Genomic DNA, 16210 nt, shown 5'->3' on the forward strand with positions numbered 1-16210 from the left:
CAGAGCGAGCGCCGAGCCGGGACCCATAGACTCCGAGGTTGAAGCCAACCCGGGACGTCGCCCCAGCGCCTCGAGTCGACAGCGGCTATGGGTCCCGGCTTGCGCTCGCTGGGGCTCGCTTGCCGGGACGACATCGCTCGGTTTGCAGCGCCCGTGTTGTCTGCTAACCCGGCGCCACCAATGATGACCGGGGAACGGTGAAGTGACTGAGATGAACGGCGCGACGCCGGTATTGCGATGGCCATCGTTGCGGCAGCCGCTCGACGTGCTGTTCCTGTTCTGCTGCCTGCTGTTGACCGCCGATGTGCTGGTCCCGGAGATTTTCAGCCACGGCAAGACCAAGGATTATTCGTTGTGGTATTGGGCCGGCCAGCAGGTGCTGCAGGGCGGAGACCTCTATGCTCGTCAGACCCGCGGCACGCTCGACTTCATCTATCCGCCGCCGCCGGCGGTGTTGCTGGCGCTGCCGACCTGGTTCGGCAAGATTCCGTTCTATCTCACGCTATGCGTGCTGAACTCGGCGGCGTGGGCCATCACCAGCCAGCTCAGCAATGCGATGACCGGCTCGAAAAAAATCCCGACGCCGTGGCTTGCCGCGCTGCCGGGCATTGCCACCATCACCTTCGTGTTCGACCAATATGACCTCGGTCAGCCCAATCTGGTGCTGCTGGCCTTGATGCTGCTTGGCTTCTGGTGGATGCAGAAGGGCCGGCCATGGCTCGGCGGCAGCATGTTTGCGCTGGCGACCGCGATCAAGGTGTTTCCGATTGCGGTGCTGCCCTATCTGCTGTGGCGGCGGCACTGGGCGGCCTCTGCCAGCATGATCGTGGCGACCTTGGCGCTGCTCTATGTGATGCCGGCGCCGGTGCGCGGCTTCGAGCGCAACGCCACCGAGCTCAAGACCTGGTTCAATGCGATGGTCGGCTCCAGCTCGGAGAAGGGCTTTGGCCAGCGCGACGAGCAGAACTGGTCGTGGGTCAACCAGTCCGTGATCGCGATGACGCACCGTCTGGTGCGGCCGATCAATTACTATCTCGACGACCCCCAGCATGCGCCCGAATACATGAACGTCATCGACGTGCCCTACAAGACGGCGAACTGGATCGTGATCGCGGTGTCCGGGCTGACCGGGCTCGGCTTCATCTGGGCGATTCCCGCCTATCGCAGGATGACGGAGCGCTCGACCGCCGAAGAGCTCGGCATCCTGTTCTGCCTGATGACGGTGGCCTCGCCGCTGGCGCGGCAATATTACTTCATGTGGCTGTTCCTGCCGCTCACCGTGTTGATGCATCGCGCGGCGTTCGATGATCGGCCCGCGGTGCGTACGGGCACCTGGACGTTGATCGGTGTGTCGATGGCCTTGATGGTGCTGTCGCTGCCGGTGTTTCCTGCATTCTGGCAGGCCTGGGGCAATAATCTGCTGGCGACCGCGCTGCTGGCGGGCGGTCTGATCTGGCATATGCATCACGCGCCGCAGACGTCGGAACGCCTTGTACCCTGACCGGGACGATGATCTTCTTCACCTCTCCCCGTTGGGGAGAGGTCGACCGGCGAAGCCGGGCGGGTGAGGGGGCGGCGCGCGCTCGATGGGCCGGTGCCCCCTCACCCCAGCCCTCTCCCCAACGGGGAGAGGGAGCGCTCGGCCGGTGCGCTCCACCTGATCAACCTCTAAGGAATGCGTATGACCACATCATCTTTGCAGACCGTTCTCGATCGCGTCGATGCCGATTTCGATGCCAGCCTGGAGCGGCTGTTTGCGCTGCTGCGGATCAAGTCGATTTCGGCCGATCCGGCGTTTGCCGCCGACTGCAAAAAGGCGGCTGACCATCTCGCTGCGGATATCGCGACGCTCGGTTTTGATACCGAGGTGCGCCCGACCGCGGGCCATCCGGCGATTGTCGCCAAGGCCCGCGGCAACACCGGCAAGCGGCCGCATGTGCTGTTCTACGGGCACTACGACGTGCAGCCGGTCGATCCGCTGGAATTGTGGCACCGCCCGCCGTTCGAGCCGGTGGTGACCAAGCATGCCGACGGCCGCGACATCATCGTGGCGCGCGGCGCGCAGGACGACAAGGGCCAGCTCTCGACCTTCGTCGAGGCGTGCCGTGCTTTCGTCAACGTCACCGGCTCACTGCCGATCGACCTCACCATCTGCATCGAAGGCGAGGAGGAGGTCGGCTCGAAGAATTTCGTGCCGTTTCTCGAACAGCACAAGCAAGATCTTGCCGCCGACTTCGCGCTGGTCTGCGACACCGGCATGTGGGATCCGAACACGCCGGCGATCACGACATCGCTGCGCGGCCTGGTCTATGAGGAGGTCAAGATCACCGCCGCCAACCGCGACCTGCATTCCGGCATCTATGGCGGCGGCGCGCAGAATCCGATCCGCGTGCTGACCAAGATCCTGGGCGCGCTGCATGACGACAACGGCCGCATCGCCATTCCCGGCTTTTATGACGGCGTGCAGGATCTGCCGGCGGACATTCTTTCGCAGTGGAAGAGCCTGGGTCTCACCGCGGAATCCTTCCTCGGCCCGATCGGTCTGTCGCTGCCCGCCGGCGAAAAGAACCGCGAGCTGATCGAACAGATCACGTCGCGGCCGAGCTGCGACATCAACGGCATTTTCGGCGGCTACACCGGCGAGGGCTCCAAGACGGTGATCGCGTCGCATGCCTCGGCAAAAGTCTCGTTCCGCATCGTCGCCGGGCAGGACCCGATGAAGATTCGCGACGCTTTCCGCGCCTTCGTGACGGCACGGCTGCCGGCCGACTGCACCGCCGAATTCCTCGATCATTCCAATGCGCCGGCGATTGCGCTCGACTGGAACATGAAGCCGCTGGCTTTGGCGCGGGCCGCGCTGACCGACGAATGGGGCAAGGAGGCGCTGTTGATCGGCTCCGGCGCCTCGATCCCGATCGTCGCGGATTTCAAGCGCACGCTCGGGCTCGACACCGTTCTGATCGGTTTCGGGCTGGATGACGACAACATCCATTCGCCGAACGAGAAATACGACCTGAAGAGCTTCCACAAGGGCATCCGCTCCTGGGTGCGGATTTTGGCGGCGCTGGCCGAGGGGAAGAAGTGACAAACGAACGTTTGTCATCCCGGGGCGAGAGGGCGTAGCCCGAGCGAACCCGGGATCCCGGAGTGTTCAGCGCGCCGTCATCTCCAGATTCCGGGTTCGCTCGCGCTGATGCGCTCGCGCCCCGGAATGACAGGGAGACACAAAAAAACGCCGTCCGGAATTGGACGGCGTTTTGATTCAGTGCAGAGGTCTTGTGGACTCAATCTAGCACGAAACTCAGTTCTTGTAAGAGGGGTCGAGCCGGTCGAGCTTGCGCAGCAGCGGCGGCCAGACCAGGCGGGTGGAGCGCAACTCGGCACGGTCGGGGTTGGAGACGACGGTCGTATTCTTGTCGATCACCGCTTGATCGACCGGATAGGCGACGGGGCCGAGCATTCGGGTGCGGACCTGCATGGTGCAGGCGCGTTCCAGATGGAACATGCGCTCGAAGGCCGAGGCCACCGAGCGGCCGACCGTCAGCGTGCCGTGATTGCGCAGCAGCATGAAGTTCTTGGTGCCCAAGTCCTTCTGCAGCCGCGGGCGCTCGTCATGGTCGAGCGCGATGCCCTCATAGTCGTGATAGGCGAGGTCATGCGTGACGAGCTGCGCGGTCTGGTTCAGCGGCTGCAGGCCTTCCAGGCAGGAGGCGACCGCGGTGCCGTCCGGCGTATGCAGATGCATCACGCAGCCGGCGTCCTCGCGGACCTCGTGGATCGCCGAATGGATGGTGAAGCCGGCCGGGTTGATGCTGTACTCGCTCTCCGAAAGCTGGTTGCCATGCAGGTCGATCTTGACCAGGCTGGAGGCGGTGATCTCGTCGAACATCAGCCCGTAGGGGTTGATCAGGAAGTGATGTTCGGGGCCGGGGACGCGGGCCGAAATGTGGGTATCGACGAGGTCGTCCCAGCCGTAATAGGCCACCAGCCGGTAGGCGGCGGCGAGGTTGACGCGCTGGGCCCATTCGGCCTCGGTCATGTCGGATGGCACTTCCTTGAGGCGCGCTTCGGCTGGCGACATATAATTTCTCCCGGGTTTTTATGGTTACAGACTTAGAGCCTAGGCTCGGGCCGGAGCGCCAGCAAGCCACGGTATTTGCGGGTAGTGGGTCAGTTTGAAATTTCCGCGCCGCGTTTTTTATAAGGGCCTCGAACCTTAGTAACCTTCTCGGCCTCCTGAGCCACAACCAGCGCCACGATATCAGAAACTTCCCAAAGCCGGTCCGACACGCCAGCAGCCATTGCAGGCGACATGCGCAGCTTCGAATGCGTACGGACAAAATTGTAGTACATCATGTGAAGTGCGACCGCGTAGGCGTGATTCTCAACCTTTTTGCTGAAGCCGTTTGTCAATCGCGTAAAGCGGCGCATGTGCATGCGGATCGTGAGATTGCTCCGCTCCACATACGACGTCGAAATATGCGCAGGATCGGGCGAACCTTCGACGCGCTCTTTACGGGCACCTGTGCATTCGGCGGGGCTGTACCGGCCCCTCGCGCTTTCTGGTGACGAGCCGTAAATCTTCACAAGCTGAGCGTAATCGACATCCCCGCCGAAAGCCCCTTCAACGGCTTCCAGATAAGCCCTGTGACCGTCCGAGGTAAGTTGAACCCGATTGGCAAGGCGCGAACGAAGGTCGTCCATAAACCACATGGCGCACTCACCATCCCGTCCGCCGACGAAATAGGAAACGATCATTTTGGAGTCGGCATCCAACGCTGTCCACGTCCATGTGTCGCCAGCCTGAGCCGGGGCAGCCTTCGCCTTCGCCACATTCTTTTGCTTGGCGTAGGTGAACGACCAAATTTCATCGACCTGAATGCGCTTTGCCTCGACCTGCCGCACGTTAGCATCGTGGAATGCCATGCAAGCCTTGCCCGCGTCGATAAGCAGCTTTGAGACGGTGATTTTGCTCACGCCGGTCAGTCGGGTAATTGCGCGGATACTATTGCCCTCGCATAGAAGGTGGAGGATGCGAGCGCGTTCGGCTGAGTCGAGCTTGTTCATGCATTTCAAACTAACCTTTTAATGCATTTAGTCAAGCATAAAGGTAAGTTTGCCTTTTTGCGCAAACTCGCTATAACGGAAACAACATGACCGAAATTGCCGCCAGAACACCCGGCCAACTCATTACCGAGCTTTTGAAAGAGCGCGGTTGGTCGAACCGCGTCTTGGCGATGGTGCTCGGCGTGAGTGACCCGATTGTCAGTAAAATGGCCGGGGATAAGCGGCCGGTTGATGCGGCAATGGCTCTCGCACTTGAGGATGTATTTGGCGTTCCAGCAGAGAAGTTTGTCGCCCTGCAAAGCCAGTACGACCTCGCTAAAGCCAAGCTCGAATTGAGGCCGGACCCAAAGCGCGCATTGCGCGCCCGCATATACGGCAATCTTCCTATCGCTGAAATGATCGGCCGAGGTTGGGTTGATGTAGAGGACGCCCGAGACCCGGAGATGGTTCAGTCGGCGCTTTGTCGTTTCTTCAAAGTAAACCGCATCGAAGATGCTTCGGCATTTTCGTTCGCGGCAAAGAAAACCGACGTTGGCGGAAATGCCACTCCTGCTCAACTGGCATGGCTGCACCGAGTGAAGACTATAGCGAGCGAGATGCTAATCGGCTCGTATTCACCACAAAAGCTTGAGGACGCCATATCGAAAATTGCGACGCTTCGAAGCCATCCAGAACATATGGAGCGAGTGCCGAGGATCCTTGCTGAGGCCGGTATTCGGTTCGTTATTGTGGAGGGTTTACCGGGAGGCAAGATCGACGGCGTTTGCTTTTGGCTGAATGACTCGACGCCGGTTATTGGCATGTCGCTTCGCTTCGACCGCATTGATAATTTTCTCTTTGTTCTCCGACATGAGCTTGAGCATGTCCGGCGGCGGGACGGACTGATGAAGCCAATAATCGACGTCGATGTGGGGCGGACGCCCGACCACGACCTGGAAGAGCAGGAACGGATTGCCAATGATCAAGCGCGTGAATTTTGTGTTCCAAAAAGGGACATGGACGCATTCATAGCGCGGAAAGCCCCGTATTTTACTGAGCGAGACCTGATCGGCTTTGCCAAGGTACTTAAGGTTCACCCCGGATTAGTAGCGGGGCAGCTCCAATTTAGAACTGGGAAATTCACTCACTTCCGAAACCACCTCGCGAGTGTTCGCGAGTTCATACTTCCGGCCGCCGAGGTTGACGGTTGGGGCAATATCCATCCAATCGAAACATAGGGCAACCATCCATGGCCGGTAAAAAGCAGCTTCAGAAAATTATCGCACTCTACAGAATTAAGTCCGGTGAAACGGAGCTTGATCCCAAGAAAATTGCTGAGTTTGCTTTGAGAAACGGCGTTGAATTGCCTCAGCCGAAAAGCCCTTTAGAGCTTTTGGCTCGTGAAATCAGCGTCGCGGCGCGGGAAGATCTGCGGCGGGACGAACAAACCAAAAGACCGTATCGGGCCTATCACTCCTTGCCGATTGAACATGCAGATGGGCAAGTCTCTTTTGTATTTGTTGATATTGAAGATGCAACAAGGCCTCAAATGCATCGATCACTTACCAAGCGGCGCGAGCAAATGGTCGGTGATGCGGTCCATCTCACTTACGATGCCGACCGTTGGAACGCGCAAAACCATGATCTGGAGCCCATCCAAATGGCGCTCGACTTCACACCCGACGTAGAGTGGCGGAAGGCCAGCGAGGTCGTTGACGAGGAAGAAGAGGTCTAATCTGACTTTTTCCAGCGGGCGCTTGCTGCCGTCCGCGCGATCTCTGATCGCTCCTCAGATGTCAGAGATTTAGCTCTCGCTGGACCACCCTTTACGCCGCCTTTCCGCGCCGCCGTTTGTTTTGGCGTCGCCTGTAGTGTCTCAGCTTCCCCCGTCGCCAGATCGACGATGAATTTAGCAAGCTGGCTTGGGTCGCGGGGGCGCTTGGGGTTATGGGGCACTAAATACCTCGCCGCATTTGCACTTGACCCCTCCCAAGTCGAACGCCATGCCATCCGGCATGGAATCATAGTGAACAGAATCGTCATTCGATCCGGGATAGTCGTTCTCATGGACCTTCGCGGCTCCAGCATGGCCGCACTTAGGGCACTCCAGCTCGATGGTAAAATGGTTCTTGTATGACATGTGGTCATAATCGCACGCGGGCTGGTCGAACTCCAGACGGAATTTCAAACTAACCCACTACCTATTTGCGCGGCAGTCATGTGCCCAAGACGGCCATCACGGACGATGATTTGATTTTGCGCATGGCGGGCGTGACGCAAGGTGCGATGATATCGCTGCACAACGACGGAGTGTAACCATGCAGAAACATGACATCGATGTCTATCGGCTGGCGCTGAGGATGGCCGGCACGGGCCAGTTCGCGGACTGGCACGGGCTTCAGCAGGCGCTGCTCGACAAGGGCATTCGCGAGGCCGACTACCTGCTCGACAATGACAAGATCCGCTTCGCCCTCGACCTCCGCTGCACCCAAGGCAGCGCCACGGCGGTCCGGCACTGAAGACGGAGGCGGGTGCCGGACGGCGGCGCTGGTCTATGGCGTTGGCGGCGGAGTCCGCTTGGCCGGTGCTTTGGATCGGCGCTTTCGAGGGGGCGCGATCATTTCGCCGAGCACCCGGCCGATGGTCGCGGCGGCGATGTCGATTTCGGCTTCGTTCCATGCGGCAAAGCCAAGGAACAGGCCGCGGCCGCCGACCTCGCCCGTAAAATGCGGCGACAGCGGGCGCGCCGTGACGCCGGCCGCAGCCAGCCGTGTGGCGATCGCACGGTCGTCGCAGCGGGAATCCAGATGCGCCAGCAATTGCACGCCTCCGGCTGGCGGCTCCAGCGTCAGATGCGCACCGGCGACGGCTGTGAGCGTTGCGATCAGGCGGTCGCGGCGGGCGCGGTAGATGCGCGTCATCTTGCGGATGTGGGCTGCGAAGTGACCGTCATCGATGAATTCGGCCAGCGCGTCCTGCACCGGCGCCGGCATGATCTGGCCGCTGTGACGCTGCGCGGTCTCGAACACATCCACCAGGTCGGGCGGCACGATGGCGTAGCCGCACCGGATATCGGCGAACGTCGATTTCGAGAAGGTGCCGATGTAGATCACGCGGCCGGAATCGTCGAGGCCTTGCAGCGATGCAATCGGGCGGCCGTCATAGTGGATCTCGCTGTCGTAGTCGTCCTCGATCACGGCGGCGCCGGCCTCGTTGGCAAAGCGTAGCAGCTCGCGTCGCCGGTTGATCGGCATCAGCCGGCCGGTGGGATGCTGGTGGGACGGGGTCACGAAGATCAGCCGAGGCCTGTCGCGACGGCCCTTCCAATCGAGGCCACCACGATCCAGCTTGACGCCGCGCACATCGGCGCCCGCCGACTGCATGGCCGCGCGCGCGCCGCCATAGCCGGGGCTCTCGACCCAGGCGATCTCGCCGGCATTGAGCACCAGGCGCGCCGTCAGTTCGACCGCCGACTGCGCGGAAGGCAGGATGATGATCTGGCTGCTGTCGGCGCGCACGCCGCGATGTTCGACGAGATGCCGGAGCAGGGCCGATCGCAAGGACGCGCGGTTGACGCCGGCTGTGCCATGCGGCGCATGTCGCGCCGCGCGGCGCAGGCAGCGTGCCCAGATGTCGTGCGGAAACGCCCGCGCATCGGCATGCGCCGGCGCCAGCGGGCGCGGCGGGCCCTCGCGGAACGGCCAGTCGGCAATGCGCAAGCGTTCGCCCCAGCGCGAGGCGTGAAGCGGTTTCGCGGATTGGCGGGCGATCGTTCGGCCGCCGACCAGCTTCGACGCGTTGGTGGCCGTCACGGTGGGGCGGCGCCCCTGCGCGACGTCGAGATAGCCTTCCATGGCGAGCTGGTCGATGACCCCGGAAACGGTGTTGCGGGACAGGCCGAGCTGCCGCGCCAGCTCGCGGCTGGACGGCAGCCGATGGCCCGGCGGCCAAGCGCCGCTCAGCATCGTCGCGCGCAGCTGATCGTACAATTGCCGCGTCAGCGTGACGTCGCCGCGCTCGACATCGATCAAACCTGCAAGAATGTCGCCCAACTGACTGGCCCAGTCATATTTATAAAAATGGATCTTTGTTGCAGGCCAGTAAAGCCTAGCGTCGTGGCGCTGTCGAGTGCCCGAAGCGGCGCACCGTGACCGGGACGATCAATCAATGACCGATGACTTTCTCTCGCGCCGGACCGCGCTCCTGTTATTCGCCGTCGTGGTGGTGGCGTGGGGGGTGAACTGGGTTGTGACCAAAACCCTGGTGCAAAGCATTTCGCCGCTGTGGACCACCACGCTGCGCTCGGCGGTGGGCACGGTCGCCCTGTTCGTCATGTTGCTGGCGCGCGGCCAGTTGATCGTCCCGCGCCGGGGCGACATCCCGGTGGTCTTCACCGTTGCCGTTTTGCACATGGGCGCGTTCTCGGTGCTGGTGTGCTTCGCGCTGCAGGTAGTCCCGGTCGGCCGCTCGATCGTGCTCGGCTACACCACGCCGCTGTGGGTGGCGCCGGCGGCGTGGCTGCTGCTGCGCGAGAGGATCAGCCTGCAGCGCGTCGCCGGAATCGTCGTGGGCATGGCGGGGGTCGCACTGATGTTCAATCCGCTGGCGCTCGACTGGGGCGACCGGCAGGCGTTGACCGGAAATGGACTGCTGCTGCTCGCCTCGCTGTGCTGGGCCGCCAATATCGTTTACGTCCGGAGCCACAACTGGATATCGTCGCCGTTTCAACTGGTGTTCTGGCAGGCGCTCTTGGCGACGCTGCTGCTGGCGGCGATCGCGCTGATGGTTGACGGTGTGCCGCACATCGTGTGGACCGGCGAACTTGCCGGCGCGCTGCTGTTCGCCGGCGTGATCGGCACCGCGCTGGCGCACTGGGCTCTGGTGCTGATCAACCGCAGCCTGCCGGCTACGGTTACTTCGCTCGGCTTGCTGGCCACGCCGGTGATGGGCGTCGCGGCTTCAGCGTTTTTGCTCGGCGAGCCCGTCAGCCCGTCGCTGCTGGCGGCGATGGCGATGATACTGGGAGGCATCGCGTTGGGGACGGTGTGGGGTGGGCAGCGCAGTGCTGCTGCGCGCCACGCCGGCGCGAACGTCGTCCGAAACGGAATGACACTCCGCGCTCCGGCCGGTTCCTGAGGCGCTTGCAGGCGCACCTGTTGAACCCTACGAGTCACGTTCCTGCGCAGATGATGGGTCCGGTCGTATTTCCAGGTCCAGATCAGCTTCATATTCCAAGTCGGGATCGAGCTGCCGCGTATGGCGAATGGATGCGATCTCGACGCCGCCTGCGACCAGATCGTAATCGAGGATGTAATCGGCAACGATCAGCCGCATGGCCCCTTCGACGGGCAGCGCTGCCTTCCTGCGGCCAATTTCCGGGAATTGCGCGAGGTTACGTCGCGCTTCGCGGAGCCGTTCGAGGAACGCTTCTGCCGCGGTCGGGCTGCGCTCGCGAAGGTATTTTGCTTCGCGTTGCAGAAAAGCGCGGGCATTTCCGGACAGCCGGACCTTGCGCATCAGGCGACGTCGGCAGGTTTCCGGATGATGCGCTCGATGTCATCCAGCACGTCGTCCATGTCGTGGGCATCACCATTGGCGATCTGAGCGCGACCTTCAACCACCGCCAGGATATCGGCGCCTTCCGTCATCAGGTAGCGCCGTAGCGCATGAACGAGCACCCAGCTCCTGCTCCGGTCCGCGGTCTTGGCGACCTGCTCAACCGCGGCAAGAACATCGCGTGGCAGGCGGATCGAGATCGGATCGGACAATTCGACGGCCATCGGATGACTCCTGATTTGTAATACAGTGTATTACAAATTCGAGATTAGTCTATGGCTTGAAGGGTGAGGCCATCACGAGACCTTGCAGGCCCGTGGGGGCCTATTCCAACACTTCGGCGACTGGGCATACGACGCTGGATTCGATCCGTACGATGCGGCGAAGGCAAAAATTGCCTGTCGGTGGAATTCAACTACACTCTGATTCTGGCGCGGTCCACGCCTCCCCCCTCCGTCGGGAAAGCATTTTGCATGCAGGGCTCTGCGCTCATTGAACCAACTGTTCGAGCATACGCATAAGGAGGGGTTGTGACATCGCTCGCATCAGGAGGTTCACGACATGCGCCTTTCCGCACCGATTCACCAACTCAAGCGCAGCGCCAGAATTCTGGCGCGCAAGGAGCGCATTCCCCTGCATGCGGCACTTGACTGGATAGCCGCGCAAGAAGGCTTTGCCGCCTGGAGCCTGCTGGTGGCGCGCGTACCCACGGCTGCGCCGGTAACAGGATTGTTCGCGCAGTTGTCGGCCGGCGATCTCGTGCTGGTGGGCGCACGCCCGGGGCACGGCAAGACGCTGATGAGCCTGAAACTGGCAGTGGAAGCCATGAAGGCGGGCCGGCAGAGCGTGTTCTTCTCGCTGGAATATGCCGAATGCGACGTGCTCGATCGTTTTCGTGCGATCGGCGTCGCGCCCGCGGATTTCGACGGCCTGTTCGGCTTCGATAATTCCGACGACATCAGCGCCGACTACATCATCGCGGCATTGGCGGACGCGCCGCGGGGCACGCTGGTCGTGGTCGACTACCTTCAACTACTGGACCAGAAGCGCGGCAATCCGGACCTGGGAGTGCAGGTCTTCGCGCTGCAGGCGTTTGCGCGCCGACAGGGTCTGATCTTCGTGTTCATCTCGCAGATCGATCGCAAATTCGATCCGTCGGCTAAGCCATGCCCGGATCTTGCAGATGTGCGATTGCCCAATCCGGTCGATCTAAGCCTGTTCAGCAAGACGTGTTTTCTGAACAACGGCGAGGTGAGATTTCAAGCGGCGCGGACCTAACGGCGGCCACAGACTCGGAGCAGCGTACGGTCACGGTTCTGCGGAGCGGCACAGAGGGCCGCACCGCGTCCGGGACAAGGAGCAAAGCCCTACGGCGCCGGGATCGCCAGCAGGCTCGAAATACTGCTGCCGCGGATGTCGTAGACCTTCGCGAACACGACGTCGTCGCGCTTGATCTCGGCAATCACCGGCGCCGTGAGGCCCTTGCAGTAGAATTCGCCGAGCGTCATCGCAAAATCGGCCGACTGGCTGTCCCAGCCGATCGTGAAATCCGGGCCGAGCGCCACCTGCGCCGGGCGCTGCGGGCCGCATACCGCGACCTTCCATTTTCGGCCCACGGGCGGGCTTTCCTGGCGCTCGATGATCTCCTGCTTCAGCGCATCGGAGGCCTGCTTCAAGGCGAGGCCCCAATAGTCCAGCATGAACAGCGCATCGGCCTGGCGCACCGTGCCGGCGATGTAGTTGAAATGCGTGTACTGATAGGGATGCAGCCGGATCATCTCGGCCATCGGCAGCGCCAGGCCGAACGAGAACAGGGCGACCACGGCGGCCTGCGCGCCGCGGTGGTTGACGCGCAGCCAGTCCATGCCCCAGGCAAAGGCGGCGCCGGCCAGCACGGTCATCGGCGGGATCACGAAGATGAAATGCCGGATGCCGTTATACAGCGCCGGGCGCTTCACCATCGCGATCAAGAGCGGCAGCATCGCTGCAAAAGTCAGCATCAGCAGGATGGTCTTGCGGCGCGGCGCCACGTCGTCGCGCGACAGCGAAAAGATCGTCAGCACCACGCCGCCGAGCGTCAGGAACAGCAGCACTTCGGGGAGCTGCAGCGCGAACAAGGTCGGCAGATAGGACCACGGCATGTCCGGCACCGAGATCATCGCGCCGTCGAACATTTCCTTCCACGGCTTCTCGAAGAACGCCGAGAAGTAGGTCAGCGCATGCACCGGGTTGCCGGGCTCGAGGATCGACCACGGCCAGATCAGCCCCATCACCAGATAGCCCAGCACGAGGCCTGGGATCAGCACGTAGAGCACGTGAAGAAAGCGATGGCCGGCTTCGCGCCAGCCGTGGGTGCGAATGTCGCCGGCCCACAGCGGCAGGAAGCCGATTAGCGTATAGATCAGGGCCAGGCCGGCGAGGATGCGCGAGCCGATCGCGAGGCCGGCGCCGAGGCCGAGGATCAGCACGGTGCGCGCCGAGGGCTTCGGATATTCCTCGGCGAGGCGGACCAGGCCGAGCATCAGGATGACCATCGACACCGCGAAGGGCGCATCCTTCGGATTCATGAACATGTGGCCGTAGAAGGTCGGGCACAGCGCCAGCAGCAGCAGCGTGGCGAGGCCGCCGACAGCGCCGCCGACGCGGCGGCCGAGCCGCCAGGTGACCGTGAGGCCGATGATGCCGACCACGGCACCGAGCAGCCGGCGGGTCTCGAACAATTCCAGCGGGATAATTCTGTGCAACAGGGCGGCGGCCATGTCGAAGCCGCCGCCATACATATAGAGATTGGCGAACGACAGCGCGCTGAGGTCCTTGAACCCGGTGCCGTACATCTTCAGCAGCAGGTCGGCGTATTCAGCGTGGGTGTAGTCGTCCCAGCCGAGGCCGTAATCGCGGAAGGTAAAGCCCGCGACGATGCCGACGACCACCAGCGTGAGTATGGCGAGGTCGTCGCAGGTCCGTTCCACCGAGCGCCGTTGCGGCAGGTCGATGGCCGAAGTCGTGATGGATGACATGATGGTTGGTAACCCAGTATCCCCCGATGCTCACATCAGTGCCCTGTGAGCGTCTTCCCCGGCATCGATATAGCGCACTTTCCGGACGTCGTAATCTGCAATTGTGGCCGATAGTTCTTAATGCAGTGCAGTATTCGTGCCCTATTCAAGGCATTCATCCTGCAATTCGCGTGGTGAGCCACGCCCGATGGACCTGCAACCTACGGCGTTATATTTGAACGTCGGCTGAACGACAGCGCGCCTGTTCGGAAGCCTGTGAGACGCAGAAGCTGTGAATCCGGCTTTGCCATTTGGCGATCTGCGGCGTTAGTCGTTATTGTGACACCGGCGAACGACACGCCCAACGTTGCGCGGGAGTTTCAAGACAATGATTTTGCTGCTGATTGCCGGTATCGGCGTTATCCTTGCGGGTCTTGTCGCGATCGCGCTCGGGATCCCGGTCAAGGAATTCGGCTTTGGCAACACGCTGATCCTGACCGGCACGATCGGTGCCTGCACCGGCCTGATCATGATCAGCCTGGCGATCGTGGTGCGCGAAATCCGTAATTTTGTGCCCGCTGCCGTGGACAGCGCGGCAACTGCAATGCCGCGACCGCCGCGCCACGAATTGCCGGGCCCAGGCCCGGACAAGGCGTCCGACGACACCGAGGCGCCGGCGACGCGGCCGCTGTTCAGCCGCGACGAGCCTGCCGCCGAGCGGGCAGGGGGCACCCCGCCGTGGCAGGACGACGCGTCGCGAAATCGCGCCGTGCCGGCGGAAGCGCCCGCTGCCGAGGAACCTGAGGAGCCGAAGCGCCGCAACCTGCTGTTTTCCTCGACGCGCCGCGAGCGCGAGCGCGCCGAGGCCGAACGCGGCGCCGCCGAAGCCGATGGCAAGCCGTCCGAGTCGGCACCCCGCCCGGGTTTTACCGAGGCCTGGCCGGCCGAGCGTGCCCGTCCCGAACTGCCGGGCCGTCCCGCCGCCGCCGAGCCGCCATTGATCCCGGAGCGCTATGTGCCACCGGCTCCGCCGCGCCGTGAAGCGCCGGCGGCGGAGGCTGACGCGGTCACCGTGCTGAAATCCGGCGTCGTCGATGGCATGGCCTATTCGCTGTATTCCGACGGCTCGATCGAGGCGCAGATGCCGGAAGGCATGATGCGCTTCGCCTCGATCGATGATCTGCGCGAACACCTCGACCAGCGGGCGTAGCGACGGCGCAGGCGAAGCGATCCCAGGCCTGCCTCGCTCTGCGCTTGCGGGCGAACCCACCTCTAGTCTTTCCACTGCAAATATAGCCGTCGATCAAACCTTCGTTATTGTTATCATCGCGAGCCATCGGTCATAGTCTTCAAGTAGAAACGACGTCCCGAAATCGCGAAAGACTGACATGGCCGAGACCGCAGGCAGCAATGTGATCGAGCTCACGGCCAGCATTGTGGCGGCCTATGTCGGCAACAACCCGACGCCGGCCGCGGAACTGCCGGCCCTGATCGGACAGATCCATGCGGCGTTGCTGCGCGTGTCGGGCGGCAAGGTCGAGGTCGCCGCCGAGCCGAGCAAGCCCGCGGTGTCGGTGAAGAAGTCGATGACCGCGGACTATCTGGTCTGCCTGGAAGACGGCAAGCGCTTCAAATCGCTGAAGCGGCATCTGCGCACGCAATATTCGATGACGCCGGAACAGTACCGCGAAAAATGGAGTCTGCCGCCGGACTACCCGATGGTGGCGCCGAATTATGCGGTGGCGCGCTCGCAGCTCGCCAAGAAGATGGGCCTCGGCCAGCAGCGCCGCCGCCGCAAGTAAGTCTCACCCGACCCACGGTCATGACCGAAGGCGCCCCGCGGCGCCGCGAGCCGTCTGTCACCGTCTAGGAATAAATATCGAGATTGCGACAAAAAGGACTTGTGTCCTCGATTGGGGTGTGTTGGATTATTATCCTAAACGAGGTGTCCGATGAAAGCTTCCCGCCCGCCGAAACGTCCGTCCGAGACCATCGACCCGCAGCGCGCCCGGCATCTGTCGCTGGAGACGCGGCAGATCCTGACCGAGGACGGCGTCGCCGCCGTGCTGGTCAATGACAGCGAGAGCCCGCTGGCCTGGCTGGCCAGGCGGAAGGGCCGCGACGGGCGGGCGATGATCAGCCCGCACCAGTTCATCGCCGGAGAAAAGCTGCGGGCCGACTTCACCCGCGGCAATCTTGCGCCGCGCATGACCGCGAACTGGGACGCGCCGGGCGGCCGGCCACGCGGCTCGGGCGCCAGCCCGGCCGAAATGACCGACGTGATGGTGACGTCGCGGCAGCGGCTCAGCCAGGCCATGGAGGCCTGCGGGCCGGAATTTTCCGGCGTGCTGATGGATGTCTGCTGTTTCCTGCGCGGGCTCGAGGACGTCGAGCGCGAGCGGGGCTGGCCGGCGCGCTCGGCCAAGATCGTGCTGCAACTCGGGCTGGACCGGCTGGCGCGGCATTATGGTTTCGCCGCGGAGACGCGGGGGCGGGGCGCCAAGCTGCGGACCTGGCTGGCGGACGATGTGGCGTTCGAGAGTTAGGTCACACGCTGTCGTTCCGGGATGCGACAGACGCGCAGCCGGATGGCGCAGGCCCGGAATCCCGAG

General features: G+C 62.7%; 16 protein-coding genes. 10 read left to right on the forward strand and 6 right to left on the reverse strand.

Translation table 11 applies throughout. The annotated features are described in order from the left end of the window. Positions 1 to 211 precede the first annotated feature (211 nt). Positions 212 to 1501, forward strand: coding sequence for a glycosyltransferase family 87 protein (locus FNL56_RS11940; protein ID WP_143578584.1), 1290 nt, complete (start codon positions 212 to 214; stop codon positions 1499 to 1501). A 180-nt stretch (positions 1502 to 1681) separates the two neighbouring features. Then, a complete protein-coding gene (locus FNL56_RS11945; RefSeq protein ID WP_143577842.1) occupies positions 1682 to 3085 on the forward strand; it encodes a M20/M25/M40 family metallo-hydrolase in 1404 nt (467 codons plus the stop codon). A 216-nt stretch (positions 3086 to 3301) separates the two neighbouring features. Here FNL56_RS11945 and FNL56_RS11950 read toward each other — a convergent pair whose 3' ends face one another. Both FNL56_RS11950 and FNL56_RS11955 read right to left on the reverse strand, forming a co-directional pair. Then, complete coding sequence (locus FNL56_RS11950) at positions 3302 to 4081, reverse strand: class II aldolase/adducin family protein (protein ID WP_143572952.1); 780 nt, start codon at positions 4079 to 4081, stop codon at positions 3302 to 3304. Between the two features lie 89 nt (positions 4082 to 4170). Beyond that, positions 4171 to 5067, reverse strand: a complete 897-nt coding sequence (locus FNL56_RS11955; protein WP_143582011.1) for a helix-turn-helix domain-containing protein — start codon at positions 5065 to 5067, stop codon at positions 4171 to 4173. An 86-nt stretch (positions 5068 to 5153) separates the two neighbouring features. Here FNL56_RS11955 and FNL56_RS11960 point away from each other — a divergent pair, with 86 nt between their 5' ends. The 3 genes from FNL56_RS11960 (at position 5154) to FNL56_RS11975 (ending at position 7565) form a co-directional block, all read left to right on the forward strand. After that, a complete protein-coding gene (locus FNL56_RS11960; RefSeq protein ID WP_143582012.1) occupies positions 5154 to 6284 on the forward strand; it encodes a helix-turn-helix domain-containing protein in 1131 nt (376 codons plus the stop codon). A gap of 11 nt (positions 6285 to 6295) precedes the next feature. Further along, complete coding sequence (locus tag FNL56_RS11965; RefSeq protein WP_143582013.1) at positions 6296 to 6781, forward strand: hypothetical protein; 486 nt, start codon at positions 6296 to 6298, stop codon at positions 6779 to 6781. 583 nt (positions 6782 to 7364) lie between these two features. Then, positions 7365 to 7565: a hypothetical protein gene (locus FNL56_RS11975; RefSeq protein WP_143572954.1), complete on the forward strand. Its 201-nt coding sequence runs from the start codon at positions 7365 to 7367 to the stop codon at positions 7563 to 7565. A gap of 33 nt (positions 7566 to 7598) precedes the next feature. Here the strand turns inward: FNL56_RS11975 and pdxR are convergent, their stop codons facing one another. Beyond that, a complete protein-coding gene (pdxR, locus tag FNL56_RS11980; RefSeq protein WP_143572956.1) occupies positions 7599 to 9098 on the reverse strand; it encodes a MocR-like pyridoxine biosynthesis transcription factor PdxR in 1500 nt (499 codons plus the stop codon). A gap of 115 nt (positions 9099 to 9213) precedes the next feature. Between pdxR and FNL56_RS11985 the strand changes: the two genes are divergently transcribed. After that, entirely contained in the window at positions 9214 to 10182 is a 969-nt protein-coding gene (locus tag FNL56_RS11985; RefSeq protein ID WP_143572957.1) for a DMT family transporter, read from the forward strand. Positions 10183 to 10209: 27 nt separating this feature from the next. Here the strand turns inward: FNL56_RS11985 and FNL56_RS11990 are convergent, their stop codons facing one another. Both FNL56_RS11990 and FNL56_RS11995 read right to left on the reverse strand, forming a co-directional pair. Next, the gene (locus FNL56_RS11990) at positions 10210 to 10563 is read right to left on the reverse strand and encodes a type II toxin-antitoxin system RelE/ParE family toxin (RefSeq protein ID WP_143572958.1); all 354 of its coding nucleotides are present in this window, start codon (positions 10561 to 10563) and stop codon (positions 10210 to 10212) included. Next, entirely contained in the window at positions 10563 to 10826 is a 264-nt protein-coding gene (locus tag FNL56_RS11995; protein WP_143582014.1) for a CopG family ribbon-helix-helix protein, read from the reverse strand. The genes FNL56_RS11990 and FNL56_RS11995 overlap by 1 nt, the downstream gene beginning before the upstream one ends. 337 nt (positions 10827 to 11163) lie before the next feature. Between FNL56_RS11995 and FNL56_RS12000 the strand changes: the two genes are divergently transcribed. Next, positions 11164 to 11880, forward strand: coding sequence for a DNA helicase (locus FNL56_RS12000; RefSeq protein WP_143572960.1), 717 nt, complete (start codon positions 11164 to 11166; stop codon positions 11878 to 11880). Positions 11881 to 11969: 89 nt separating this feature from the next. Here FNL56_RS12000 and FNL56_RS12005 read toward each other — a convergent pair whose 3' ends face one another. Beyond that, positions 11970 to 13619, reverse strand: a complete 1650-nt coding sequence (locus FNL56_RS12005; protein ID WP_143577844.1) for a glycosyltransferase family 39 protein — start codon at positions 13617 to 13619, stop codon at positions 11970 to 11972. 367 nt (positions 13620 to 13986) lie between these two features. Here FNL56_RS12005 and FNL56_RS12010 point away from each other — a divergent pair, with 367 nt between their 5' ends. The 3 genes from FNL56_RS12010 (at position 13987) to FNL56_RS12020 (ending at position 16144) form a co-directional block, all read left to right on the forward strand. Continuing rightward, entirely contained in the window at positions 13987 to 14808 is an 822-nt protein-coding gene (locus FNL56_RS12010; RefSeq protein ID WP_143572962.1) for a DUF308 domain-containing protein, read from the forward strand. Positions 14809 to 14986: 178 nt separating this feature from the next. Continuing rightward, on the forward strand, positions 14987 to 15400 hold the full coding sequence (locus FNL56_RS12015) for a MucR family transcriptional regulator (RefSeq protein ID WP_143572963.1): 414 nt from the start codon (positions 14987 to 14989) through the stop codon (positions 15398 to 15400). A gap of 150 nt (positions 15401 to 15550) precedes the next feature. Beyond that, entirely contained in the window at positions 15551 to 16144 is a 594-nt protein-coding gene (locus tag FNL56_RS12020; protein WP_143572964.1) for a DUF6456 domain-containing protein, read from the forward strand. Positions 16145 to 16210: the final 66 nt, after the last annotated feature.

The organism is Tardiphaga sp. vice304, assembly GCF_007018905.1.
GTDB lineage: Bacteria > Pseudomonadota > Alphaproteobacteria > Rhizobiales > Xanthobacteraceae > Tardiphaga.